The organism is Paenarthrobacter sp. CM16 (assembly GCF_013179505.1).
GTDB lineage: Bacteria > Actinomycetota > Actinomycetes > Actinomycetales > Micrococcaceae > Arthrobacter.
Map to the genome: position 1 here is coordinate 1 of NZ_JABMCX010000149.1, position 11,834 is coordinate 11,834.

The window sequence follows — 11,834 nt, forward strand, 5'->3', positions numbered from 1 at the left end:
TCCATCATTGGCGAGGGCGTCATCGTGGACCTGCGCACGCGGGTGTTCGACCACGTTCAGCGCATGCCCATCGCGTTCTTCACGCGGACCCGGACCGGCGCCCTGGTCAGCCGATTGAACAATGACGTCATCGGAGCGCAATCTGCTTTCGCCGGTACGTTGTCCGGTGTGGTCAGCAACGTGGTGGCCCTGGTCCTGACACTTGTGGTCATGCTGAACACTTCCTGGCTGGTGACCGTGCTGGCCATGGTGTTGCTGCCGATCTTCCTGATTCCGGCCCGGCGCATGGGTTCCAAATTGGCGGACCTCCGCCGCGAAGCTGCCGCGCACAACGCTGCCATGGGCACGCAAATGACCGAGAGGTTCTCCGCCCCGGGCGCCACACTGGTGAAGTTGTTCGGCCGCCCGGATGAAGAATCCCGTGAGTTTGCTGACCGGGCAGGCCGGGTCCGGGACATTGGCATCCGGACCGCCATGCTGCAGTTCACGTTCGTCACGGCCCTGACCCTGGTCTCAGCCCTGGCTTTGGCTTTGGTGTACGGCTTGGGCGGCTGGCTGGCGATCGGCGGGCAACTGGCGCCCGGTGACGTGGTGGTACTCGCGCTTCTTCTGACCCGGCTCTACGCTCCACTGACGGCGCTGTCCAACGCCCGTGTGGAGATCATGAGTGCCTTGGTCAGCTTTGAGAGGGTCTTTGAAATCCTCGACCTCAAGCCGCTGATCACCGAGAAGCCGGACGCCGTTTCCGTGCCTCACGGACCTGTCGCAGTGGAATTCGACGACGTCCGCTTCTCCTACCCCTCGGCCGAGAAGGTGTCGCTGGCGTCCCTCGAAGACGTAGCCACGCTGGATACCCGTGGCGGGGAGGAAGTCCTGCACTCAGTGAGCTTCAGGGTTGAACCCGGGCAGACTGTTGCGTTGGTGGGTTCCTCCGGCGCAGGCAAGTCCACAGTGGCCCAGTTGCTCTCGCGCTTATACGACGTCGACTCCGGGGCTGTGCGGCTTGGTGGCCAGCAACCCGGAACTGGCGTGGACGTGCGCGATCTCAGCTTCGATTCCCTCCGCGACACCATGGGCATGGTGACCCAGGACGGCCACCTGTTCCATGAAACCATCGCCTCCAACCTCCGGCTCGCCCGCCCCGATGCTACCGAAGCGGACATGTGGGATGTGCTCCGGCGGGCCCGCCTGGAGCCCATGATCCGGTCCCTGCCTGACGGCCTGGAAACCGTGGTGGGGGAGCGCGGCTACCGGCTCTCCGGCGGTGAACGCCAACGTCTCACCATTGCCCGCCTGCTGATTAAGCAGCCTTGGGTTGTGATTCTTGATGAAGCCACGGCAGCGCTGGATTCCACCAACGAAGCCGCCGTCCAGGCGGCCCTGGGCGAGGCGCTCGAGGGGCGCACCGCCGTCGTGATTGCCCACCGGCTCTCCACTATCCGCGCCGCCGACGCCATCCTGGTGGTGGAGGACGGCCGGATCGTGGAGCGCGGCACGCACACCGAGCTGCTGGCCGCGGATGGACGCTACGCTGAGCTCTACCAGACGCAGTTCGCGGAGGCCACGGCTGTGGCGCAGGAAGCAGTCCCAGAACTGTAGCTACTTCAACAGCGGGATGACGTGCTCCGTCAGCAGTGGCGCCAGGTCTGCGGGCAGGGGACCGTTGAGGTCCAGCCACCGGATCTCGGCGATCTCTGCCGAGGGGTGCGCCTCCCAGGTTCCAGGAGCGGTGAAAACGGTGGCCTCGATGTTCGTGGCTGCTTCATTGGCAGCCACGGCGAGCCATACGCCCAGCAACTCCAACTGGTCAGGGCTCACCTCGATGCCTACTTCTTCGTGCAGCTCCCGGGAAGCGGCTTCCGCGGCGGTTTCGCCGGGCTCGGGCTTCCCGCCCGGGTGCATGAACTTGTCCGTGCCGCGCTTCCGGACAGTTAACAGCTGGCCTTCGGCGTTGTAAACACACACGGCGCTGACCACGATCAGGTCAGTTGCGGTTTCCTTCATGTTTGCCTCCCGGCGTCGATCCGGACCAGGCGGGATTCCAGCAGGAGATCCTTCGTGGGCCCTTGCACATCCCAGGTAAAACTGAACGAGTCCGGGCCTAGATAGAGGTAGTTGACGCGGTAATCGTCGGGGTCGCACCAGTGCTTGTCCTGGTGGCCTTGTTCGGAGAAGCTCATGGTGTGGAAGGGCCTGCCGTCCGGGAAAAACACGTCCATCGAATCCGCTGAGGCACCTGTCTTGAGGACATACTCGCGGAAAGCCGGCCCTGAATGGGTGGGCCAATGCATGGTTCCGTCTTCGCGGTAGCCCAGGCCGCCGTCGGGATTCAGGGAATAACGCACAACGCCGGTAAAGGTTCCGTTGGTGCCGGAGGCACGGTCCAGGAGTGTCCGCTCCACGCTCCAGCTGCCGGCCAGGTAGGCCTGCAAGTCCTGGGTGGGCTGCTGGTGGTTCAAGTGCCCTCGATTGGAATCGAACCAACGACACCGGCTTTAGGAGAGCCGTGCTCTATCCACTGAGCTACGAGGGCCTGTATGTCCATGACTCTAAAATCCCACTGCTGGAGCCTGAGGGCCCGGACACGACTACAAGCATACAAGCTGACGGGGTGCTGCCCGAACACCGCTAGGCTGGCGAGCATGACAGGGCCCTCCACTGCACCGGCGCAGGCCGGATCCTTCTTTCCCGACCTCCGTAACATCCGGGCCACGATCGGTGGCTGGGCGCAGCTGAGCGTTGTCCAGTACTTCGTGGCCGAGGCCGCCGTCATCCAAGCCTGGGCCGGTCCCGAGCCTTACAGTCGGGCCACCGGATACATCAGTGATCTCGGAGCGGTATCGTGCGGCGTGTACGAGGACCGGGCCGTGTGCTCGCCGTTACATGTGCTGATGAATGCCTCGTTCGTGGTCCAGGGACTGGCGTTGGTCCTGGGTGCGCTGTTCCTGACCGCAGGTCTCCTTTGCGTTGCGGCACAACCCGGCGTTCCTGCCCGCCGGCTGCGGTCCGTTACGGCTGATTCTGCTGCGGCTGCTTCCGGTGGCTTAGTGCGGACCCGGGTGCTGACCGTGCCGTGGATCCTGGCGGTGGCCATTCGGATCCTTACCGGAGTGGCCGGTGCGGGGACTGTCATTGTTGGCTTGGTGCCCGAAGACCTCGACTCGCCGTGGCATTTCGCTGGTGCCCTGATGTTCTTCATCGGCGGAGGATTGGCACTGCTGCTGCTGGGCATCCTGTGGTTCCGGCAAACCCCGATGAGTTGGTTCCTGGGCGTGTGCGGCCTGCTTTGTATTGGAGCGCTCATCATCGGCGGGATCACCGGAATGGACGTGCCCCTGCCGGGCCTTTTGGAGCGGTTCATGGGGTATCCGGTGACCATCGGCCTGGCTGCGGCCGGGCTGGTGATTGCCCAGCGGGTGCACACGGAGCGGAAAGCCCACACAACACGGTTGCGGGTGGGCTCGCGCTGAAGGTTCGGGTCCGTCCCGCACCCTTTGCCGCCGATCGCGCCCGTAAGCTCTGGTGCGCCGGGCGGGTACGGGTGCGGTGCTGGCGAACAAGTGGTGCGCCGGGCGGGTAGGGGTGCGGTGCTGGCGGAGTTTGGGGTGCTGCACCCTTTGCCGCGGATCGCGCCCGTAAGCTCTGGTGCGCCGGGCGGGTAGGGGTGCGGTGCTGGCGGAGTTTGGGGTGCTGCACCCTTTGCCGCGGATCGCGCCCGTAAGCTCTGGTGCGCCGGGCGGGTAGGGGTGCGGTGCAGGCGAACAAGTGGTGCGCCGGGCGGGTAGGGGTGCGGCGGCGGCGACCAAGTGGTGCGTCGCGCGGGTAGGGGTGCGGTGGCGGCGACCAAGTGCTGCGCCGGGCGGGTACGGGTGCGGTGCTGGCGGAGTTTGGGGTGCTGCACCCTTTGCCGCCGATCGCGCCCGTAAGCTCTGGTGCGTCGGGCTGGTAGGGGTGCGGTGGCGGCGACCAAGTGCTGCGTCGGGCGGGTAGGGGTGCGGTGGCGGCGTTTGGGATGCTGCACCCTTTGCCGCCGATCGCGCCCGTAAGCTCTGGTGCGCCGGGCGGGTTGGGGTGCGGTGCTGTCGAACAAGTGGTGCGCCGGGCGGGTTGGGGTGCGGTGGCGGCGACCAAGTGGTGCGCCGGGCGGGTAGGGGTGCGGTGCTGGCGAACAAGTGGTGCGCCGGGCGGGTAGGGGTGCGGTGCAGGCGAACAAGTGCTGCGCCGGGCGGGTGCGGGGACTACGTGTCAGGAGGGCCTTGCGCTTTTCCGACCCACAAATACAGCCAGTACTCCGCACAGGAGACTGACCAGGAACAGCACCCAGGACGCAACGGTCAGTGACGACGCCAAGGCCACCGAACCGGCGTCGGGCGTTTCGGTAGCCAGCACCGAATCAATGGCCACATTGGACCACAGGTGGGCCACGGCGAACAGCAGGGGCGCAGCCCACATGGCCCATCGCCAGGACTTCCGCGCCACATTGGTGCCGATCAACAAGAGCCAGCTGAAGCCGAAGATCAGGGGGAACAGAGTGCCCGCGGTCTTGTGCACGTAGTTGAGTTGGCCACGTGCGGACTCGTCCATGGCGCCTCGAAGCTGGCTGATGTAGTCCTGGGAGAAGCCGCCAATCAGGGAATCCGGCATCGCCAGGCCACCGGAGAGCTGCGTCATCTGGTTCAGGGTGAGCAGGTGCAGGTACCAGAACAGGAACAAGCTGGCCACAACTCCCGCGATCACAATGAGCTTGGAGTTGCTCTGCGCCTTTTGAGGTGTGCGCCCGGTGGTGGTGTTGATCACGGGCGGCAGCGTGTGATCGGGAACCACTGCCTTTGCTCCGTGCTTCTTGATGCGCTGGGCTGGTGTCTTGGCCATGCCATTCATTATCCCGCCACATAAGCTGGAACCATGACCACCGGCAGGCATACAGCAACTGAACTCGATCCCACACTCGATGACTACCAACTGGCAAGCGCCTTGGTCCGCGAGGCAGGCCAACTGGCGCTGCTCATGCGCATGGGCGGATTGCAGGGCGAACGCAAGACCTCAGTGTCCGACGTCGTCACGGCGGCCGATCACGCAGCCGAGGCTTACGTCCTGGAACAGTTGCGGCGCTGCCGGCCGGAAGACGGCATCCTCGGCGAAGAGGGTGCCTCGGTAGCGGGAACCAGCGGCCGGACCTGGGTGATCGATCCGGTGGACGGCACCTACAACTTCCTGCACGGCTCCACGTACTGGTGCTCGGCGATTGCCCTCAAACGCGACGATTCAGACCACGGAACCAGCCCGGTATCCGATCCTGAGGTGCTGCTCGGCGCCATCTACCAGCCTGAACTGGACAAGCTGTGGCTCGGCGGAGAAGGACACCCAGCGACGTTGAACGGGGAACCGATCTCCGGCTCGGGTGACCGCGCCGTGGGTGAAATCAGTGCTGCCACCTACATCCACCCCACCTGGCTGGCCGATCCCCGCACGGCCATGCCGTGGCACGCTGCGGCGATCACCGCTGCTTCGCTGCGCATGTTCGGCTCCGGTTCCTGCGACCTCGGCCGGGTAGCGGACGGTGAACTCGGTTGCTGGTTCCAGCACAGCTGCCCGGAGTGGGACTGGCTGCCCGGCAAGGCGATTGTCCGCGCAGCAGGCGGGGACACCGCCGTCGTGAAGGTCAACGGACTGAACTGGTTCGTCGCCGGAGGCCCGACGGCGGTACGTGAGTTGAGCGCTGCCCTCACCTCCGTTCCGCAGTTTGCTTAGGAGCTGAAGCGGCAGAACCCTTTTGGCCCCAACGTGTGGGGCCGGACACCCGGCGCCTTATAGTGTCAGGGCCACCGCCTAGACTGGTAGGCACCATGGATATGTTGTTTGACCCCTACGCAGACGGACCCTTCAAAGCAGGCACCAAAGCCGCAGTCAAGGCTGCCCCGGAGCTTTCCCACCCGGGGGGAGGCGCTGCCGGCGCCCGCCTCCAAGGGAGCAGTGGCGGGTCGTCGGACACTGCAGGAGGGCCGTCCGGGGGGTGGGGCAACACCGGGGGATCGGGACTTCCCTCTGCAGATGCGCTCCTTCAAGGGTTGAACCCGCAGCAGGAAGAAGCCGTCAAGCACGCGGGCACTCCCTTGCTGATCGTAGCCGGTGCGGGGTCCGGCAAGACCCGTGTCCTCAGTAACAGGATCGCCTACCTGATCGCCACCAAACGCGCCCACCATGGCGAGATCCTGGCCATCACCTTCACCAACAAGGCTGCAGCTGAAATGCGGGAACGCATCGAAGCCCTAGTCGGCGGGCGGGCCAAGGCCATGTGGATCTCCACCTTCCACTCCTCCTGCGTCCGGATCCTGCGGAGGGAAGCCACCACGGTGGGGCTGAACTCGAACTTCTCCATCTATGACTCAGCGGACTCCTTGCGCCTGATCACCCTGGTGTCCAAGAACCTGGACCTGGATCCCAAGAAGTTCGCACCCAAGGCCATCCAGCACAAAATCTCAGCACTCAAGAATGAGCTGATCGACGCTGATTCGTATGCCTCCACCGCGAACTACAACGACCCCTTTGATAGCGCCGTTGCCGAAGTTTTCAAGGGCTACACACAGAGGCTCCGCCAAGCGAACGCGATGGACTTTGACGATCTCATTGCCGAGACCGTCTACATGTTCCGGGCCTTCCCGGCGCTCGCGGAGTCCTACAGGCGCCGGTTCCGGCACGTGCTGGTGGACGAATACCAGGACACCAACCACGCCCAGTACGCTTTGGTCCGGGAAATCGTGGGGGTGGGAACGGACACCAGTGTCCAGCCGAGCGAGCTGACAGTGGTGGGCGATTCGGACCAGTCCATCTACGCCTTCCGTGGCGCGGACATCCGCAACATCGTGGAGTTCGAGGCCGACTACCCCAACGCCCGCACCATCAAGCTGGAGCAGAACTACCGCTCCACCCAGAACATCCTTAGCGCGGCCAACTCGGTGATCTCACGGAACCCCAACCGCCAGGAGAAGCGTCTGTGGACGGCGGAGGGCGATGGCGAGAAGATCATCGGCTATGTGGGCGAGAACGAGCACGACGAAGCCCAATTCATCGCCAAGGAGATAGACCGGCTGCAGGACGAGGAAGGATTGCGTCCCGGTGACGTCGCCATCTTCTACCGCACCAACGCCCAGTCCCGTTCCATCGAAGACGTTCTGGTTCGCGTCGGTTTGCCGTACAAGGTTGTGGGCGGCACCCGGTTCTATGAGCGCAAGGAAATCAAGGACGCCTTGGCGTACCTTCGCGTCCTGGTGAACCCGGATGACGACGTCAACCTGCGCCGCATCCTTAACGAACCCAAGCGGGGAATCGGTGATCGGGCCGAAGGCGCCGTTGCAGCCTTAGCCGAGCGGGAACGGTCCTCGTTCATGGCTGCCGCGCGCCGCGCTGACCAAGCACCCGGAATGGCCAGCCGTTCGGTCAACTTGGTTCTTGGCTTCGTGAAACTGATGGATGACCTCGCCGAGGTTGCTACAGGTTCCGGCGCAGCCGCCGCCTTGGAAGCGGTGTTGGAGCAAACCGGCTACCTCGCCGGGCTGCGCGCCAGTACGGATCCGCAAGACGAATCCCGGGTGGAGAACCTGGCGGAACTGGTAGCCGTGGTCCGTGAGTATGAACGCGATAACCCGGAAGGTTCCCTGGGGGAGTTCCTTGAACAGGTCTCCCTGGTAGCTGATGCCGACCAGATTCCGGATGCACCCGGTGCTGACATCGACGCCGCAGTGGCAGAGGCAAAGCGCATGGGCGTAGTCACGCTCATGACCCTGCACACTGCCAAGGGCCTGGAATTCCCCGTGGTCTTCCTGACCGGCATGGAGCACGGAATCTTCCCGCACCAGCGCTCGGCCACGGACCCCAAAGAGCTAGCGGAGGAGCGGCGCCTTGCCTACGTGGGCCTGACCCGCGCCCGCAAACGCCTTTACGTCACGCGCTCCGAAGTCCGAAGCATGTGGGGCCAAAGCCAGTACAACCCTGCCAGCCAGTTCCTGGAGGAAATCCCCTCCGAGTTGGTGGAATGGAAGCGCGAAGGGATGAGCCGCCAGGCCGCAGGTGGCTGGGGGAGTGCCCCCATCGGCTCCAACCGTTACGGTGGCTCGTTCTGGGGAGCGGGCACCTCACGCGGTGCTGCCGCAAGCCCCACCGCAGGGTTCGACGCCGACGTTCCTGCCGCCGTCGCACGCAACAGGGTGCAGCCGCAGAAGGAAGTCATTTCCGTGGTGGTGGGGGACAAGGTCAACCACACGAGCTTCGGCAACGGCGTGGTGCTGGGCGTCGAGGGCGCAGGAGACAAAACAGTGGCCAAGGTGAAGTTCGACGTCGGAGAGAAGCGCTTGCTGCTGAGGTACGCGCCGCTGACCAAACTGGATGCTTGAGCTTCGCAGCGCTCCATACCCATTGTCCTGAACTCCTTCCCGGCCTAGACTGACCGGGCGTTGCACTGGGGCTGACGCCGGTTTGCTGCCCCACCTTGCAACGCCAAAAGGTTGCATTCCTGTGGGGGAGGACGCGCGTGGGCGCTTTTGTTGGGGAACGTCGTTTGCGGGGCAAGGCCGCGAGGCTGCTGCTGGTGGGGGCCGTGGCAAGCGCCCTGGCGCTTCAGTTCGCCCCGCCTGGAATAGCCGATGCGGAGCCCCCAGCGTCTCCCAGCGCGTCGGCAAGCGCGAGTCCGACGCCGCCGCCGACGACCAGTCCGACGGCAAGCGCGAGCCCGACGGCAAGCGCGAGCCCAACTGCCAGCGCGAGCCCCTCAACCCCCGACGCCTCGCTGGCGACCCCGTCACCGTCCGTCAGCCCTACAGAGGCCCGGGCAACCGAGGTCGAAAAGGCCATCATTGAAACAACCCCGTTGTCGGTCAAGATCAGCGAGAACCTCGCTTTCGTGGGAAAACCGTTTGAGGCTCAGCTCCAGATTATTGGCGGCACCGCCCCGTACACCGTTGTGGCCACCGATATCCCGGCAGGTTTGGTTTTCGACCCCGCGACCCTGAGCATCACAGGAACACCTACCGGGTTGTACAGCCCAGCGCCGTCCGTCACCGTTTCGGATTCCTCCGATCCCCGTCAAACACTGACTGAACAGATCAACATCGATATCAAGAACTACTACCCACCCAACGTTCACGTATCCGATGATGAGTCGTACCCGGGGATGGGCTCGTTTGACGATGGCGTGGTGGGGAGGAACTACGACGAGGGCCTCGGTTTTTATCGTTCAGACCCTGAACACACCAAGATTTCGGTCGTGTCGGGGCAACTGCCGCCCGGTCTTGAGCTCCGCGAGTCATCAGTTTCCGGGGTGCCGAGCACTCCGGGTACGTATGGATTCACCTTTCGCGTCCAAGACCGTTTCGGCTACACGGACAAGACGTACAGCATCATCGTCCATGCCTTGGGAATGCAGACCACTGGTTTCCAGGTTCCGGCAGCTGTGTTGGGTGAGCCCTACTCGGCCAAGATCGCAGAGGCCACCGGCGGGGTAGCTCCCTACGTCTTTGGTTATTCCACGCGAAGGCACTTTGCCGGTGGTCTGTCATCCAGCGATCCGGGGCCTGATGGTTTGGAGGTGGATGCGAACGGGTTCCTCACGGGGATACCCACCAGCGTTGGCAGCTTCAGCATTGCTGTGTGGGTCCGCGACTCTGATCAGCTGAAGCAGCGCATTTTCTGGACAACCGTGACAGTCCTGGCCACCCGGCCACCCGCGGAGAACCCGCCGCCAGCTGCCGAGGCGCCAGCACCTCCGGCGGCGGTGACTCCGGCAGGAGCGGTGGTCCCGGCGTCGAGCGCTGAATACGGCAGCGCTGAACTCACCAGCGCCGAACTGGCGGCGACCGGCCTGGAGACCGGAAGGCTGCACACCATGCTGTGGGCTGCCGCGGGTCTGCTGGCCGCGGGCGCCGCATTGGTGCTCTTCAACAGCCTCTGGCGCCGGCGAAGCAGCCCTGCGTGAGGTAACCGGCATAATGGGTGGCATGCGACGGACTGTTCTGGGGATTCTTGCTGCCGTGCTCTTGATTTTGACCACGGGGTGCTCCTTCGCCACGAAGGATCCGGACTACGTTCCGCCGGCCCCTTTGGCACCCCTTGAGCAACTGAAGCAGGTTCCTGTCACGGAGCAGACCACTCTGGCCGCCGGGGAGGATGTCACTGCCTTCGTCACCCGGGACAAGGGCATTGTGTGCGCCTTGACGTCCTCCAAGGGAGGCCACCTGAACTTGCCTTACGAGGCAAATTCCTACTCGGATGCAGCCAACAACAAGTTCCCGGTGGTACCCGTGGCTCACTGCGAACTGGCGAAGTATGCCAAGCCGGAGCTGACCGACATCGCCGATGACTGCGCCGGAACAGGCTTGGGCTACCTCGGCGGCACGGTTCTGCTCTCTCCCGACAAAGCCGTCTACGGCTCGTGTCGTTCCGGCGTAACACAAATGGAGTCCGAGTTCGGGCCCAAGGGCACGCGCAACGGGCCCATCTCCAAGCTGCGGGAACTGGCAGATGGGCAGAACATTGAGCGCAACGGGCTGCGGTGTTCGGCCTATAACGGCGGGGTTGCCTGCGGAAACGTCTCTGGTGGCGTGGCCTTCTTCGTCACTCCCGAGGGGTACCAGTTGATTTCCGACGGCGGCAAAACAGTCACGGGGAACCTGAAACAAGCGTCGTGACAGCCGGTGGATGGCCCAAAAACCGCGTCATTCTGCGGGTTTTCTACAGCCCATAGAAGTGTAAGGTTACTCACTTAACAGGTAGTGTGTAGCTGGCGGGACTCCTCAAAGGGCTAAAGTTCCGAGAGGACCTTACGCAATGTGACCGGCTTCAATCCTGGTTGTTACCGCGTACTCTCCGCAGCTGGCTATCGCGGTCATCGCGGTTCCCGGCTGAACAGAAAACTACTTCGACGTAGAAGGACACTAAACCGTGGACCTGTTTGAATATCAGGCGCGCGATATGTTCGAAGCGCACGGTGTACCCGTGCTCGCCGGCATCGTGGCGCACACTCCTGAAGAAGCAAAGGCAGCTGCCGAGAAGATCGGCGGCGTAACTGTCGTCAAGGCACAGGTTAAGGTTGGTGGCCGCGGCAAGGCTGGCGGCGTCAAGGTTGCCAAGACCGCCGAAGAGGCACTTGAGCACTCCACCAACATCCTGGGCATGGATATCAAGGGCCACACCGTCAACAAGGTGATGATCGCCCAGGGCGCAGACATCGCCGAAGAGTTCTACTTCTCGGTCCTCCTGGACCGCGCCAACCGCAACTACCTGGCCATGTGCTCGGTTGAGGGCGGCATGGAGATCGAACAGCTTGCCGTTGAGCGTCCCGAGGCCCTGGCCAAGATCGCGATCGACCCCGCTGTGGGCATCGACCAGGCGAAGGCTGACGAGATCGTCGCAGCTGCAGGTTTCGCTGAAGAACTGCGCGGCAAAGTGGCCGACGTCATTCTGAAGCTCTGGGACGTCTTCAAGAAGGAAGACGCAACCCTGGTTGAGGTCAACCCGCTGGTCCGCACCGGCGCAGGCGAGATCGTTGCCCTCGACGGCAAGGTCTCCCTGGATGAGAACGCTGACTTCCGCCACGTGCACCACGCCACGTTGGAAGACAAGGACGCAGCTGACCCGCTCGAGGCCAAGGCCAAGGCCCAGGACCTCAACTACGTGAAGCTGGACGGCGAAGTGGGCATCATCGGCAACGGCGCCGGTCTTGTCATGTCCACCCTCGACGTCGTTGCTTACGCCGGCGAGAACCACGGCAACGTCAAGCCCGCGAACTTCCTGGACATCGGAGGTGGAGCTTCCGCCGAGGTCATGGCCAACGGTCTGGACGT

The 11,834-nt window shown here is 63.9% G+C and carries 10 protein-coding genes and 1 tRNA gene; 7 read left to right on the forward strand and 4 right to left on the reverse strand.

The features are described 5' to 3' along the window. The coding region (locus tag HP499_RS13945) for an ABC transporter ATP-binding protein (RefSeq protein WP_172324629.1) at nucleotides 1-1,599 on the forward strand (1,599 nt) is incomplete at its 5' end. Here HP499_RS13945 and HP499_RS13950 read toward each other — a convergent pair. The 3 genes from HP499_RS13950 to HP499_RS13960 all read right to left on the reverse strand — a co-directional run bounded on the left by HP499_RS13950 (nucleotide 1,600) and on the right by HP499_RS13960 (nucleotide 2,533). After that, on the reverse strand, nucleotides 1,600-2,004 hold the full coding sequence (locus HP499_RS13950) for an NUDIX domain-containing protein (RefSeq protein WP_172324630.1): 405 nt from the start codon (nucleotides 2,002-2,004) through the stop codon (nucleotides 1,600-1,602). It lies immediately after the preceding gene. After that, the gene (locus HP499_RS13955) at nucleotides 2,001-2,459 is read right to left on the reverse strand and encodes a DUF6314 family protein (protein ID WP_172324631.1); all 459 of its coding nucleotides are present in this window, start codon (nucleotides 2,457-2,459) and stop codon (nucleotides 2,001-2,003) included. Before HP499_RS13955 ends, HP499_RS13950 begins: the two co-directional genes overlap by 4 nt. Nucleotide 2,460: 1 nt before the next feature. Beyond that, nucleotides 2,461-2,533 (reverse strand) — tRNA-Arg (locus HP499_RS13960). A gap of 109 nt (nucleotides 2,534-2,642) precedes the next feature. Here HP499_RS13960 and HP499_RS13965 point away from each other — a divergent pair. Continuing rightward, entirely contained in the window at nucleotides 2,643-3,470 is an 828-nt protein-coding gene (locus HP499_RS13965) for a hypothetical protein (RefSeq protein ID WP_172324632.1), read from the forward strand. Between the two features lie 775 nt (nucleotides 3,471-4,245). On the opposite strand, the gene HP499_RS13970 is transcribed toward HP499_RS13965, so the two are convergent. Beyond that, entirely contained in the window at nucleotides 4,246-4,872 is a 627-nt protein-coding gene (locus HP499_RS13970) for a hypothetical protein (RefSeq protein WP_172324633.1), read from the reverse strand. Between the two features lie 33 nt (nucleotides 4,873-4,905). Here HP499_RS13970 and HP499_RS13975 point away from each other — a divergent pair, with 33 nt between their 5' ends. The 5 genes from HP499_RS13975 to sucC form a co-directional block, all read left to right on the forward strand. Beyond that, nucleotides 4,906-5,751 (forward strand): inositol monophosphatase family protein, encoded by an 846-nt coding sequence (locus HP499_RS13975; protein WP_172324634.1) that lies wholly within the window; start codon nucleotides 4,906-4,908, stop codon nucleotides 5,749-5,751. Between the two features lie 95 nt (nucleotides 5,752-5,846). After that, complete coding sequence (pcrA, locus tag HP499_RS13980) at nucleotides 5,847-8,390, forward strand: DNA helicase PcrA (protein WP_172324635.1); 2,544 nt, start codon at nucleotides 5,847-5,849, stop codon at nucleotides 8,388-8,390. Between the two features lie 137 nt (nucleotides 8,391-8,527). Next, entirely contained in the window at nucleotides 8,528-9,967 is a 1,440-nt protein-coding gene (locus HP499_RS13985) for an Ig domain-containing protein (RefSeq protein ID WP_172324636.1), read from the forward strand. Nucleotides 9,968-9,980: 13 nt separating this feature from the next. Beyond that, nucleotides 9,981-10,679, forward strand: coding sequence for a hypothetical protein (locus HP499_RS13990; RefSeq protein WP_172324637.1), 699 nt, complete (start codon nucleotides 9,981-9,983; stop codon nucleotides 10,677-10,679). 253 nt (nucleotides 10,680-10,932) lie between these two features. Then, nucleotides 10,933-11,834, forward strand: a 902-nt coding sequence (gene sucC, locus HP499_RS13995; RefSeq protein ID WP_172324639.1) for an ADP-forming succinate--CoA ligase subunit beta, incomplete at its 3' end; no start/stop codon positions are given.

Coding starts and splice junctions, on each gene's coding strand:
- HP499_RS13950 (WP_172324630.1), bottom strand. CDS start 2,004: ATGAAGGAAACCGCAACTGACCTGATCGTGGTCAGCGCCGTGTGTGTT.
- HP499_RS13965 (WP_172324632.1), top strand. CDS start 2,643: ATGACAGGGCCCTCCACTGCACCGGCGCAGGCCGGATCCTTCTTTCCC.
- HP499_RS13970 (WP_172324633.1), bottom strand. CDS start 4,872: ATGGCCAAGACACCAGCCCAGCGCATCAAGAAGCACGGAGCAAAGGCA.
- HP499_RS13975 (WP_172324634.1), top strand. CDS start 4,906: ATGACCACCGGCAGGCATACAGCAACTGAACTCGATCCCACACTCGAT.
- pcrA (WP_172324635.1), top strand. CDS start 5,847: ATGGATATGTTGTTTGACCCCTACGCAGACGGACCCTTCAAAGCAGGC.
- HP499_RS13990 (WP_172324637.1), top strand. CDS start 9,981: ATGGGTGGCATGCGACGGACTGTTCTGGGGATTCTTGCTGCCGTGCTC.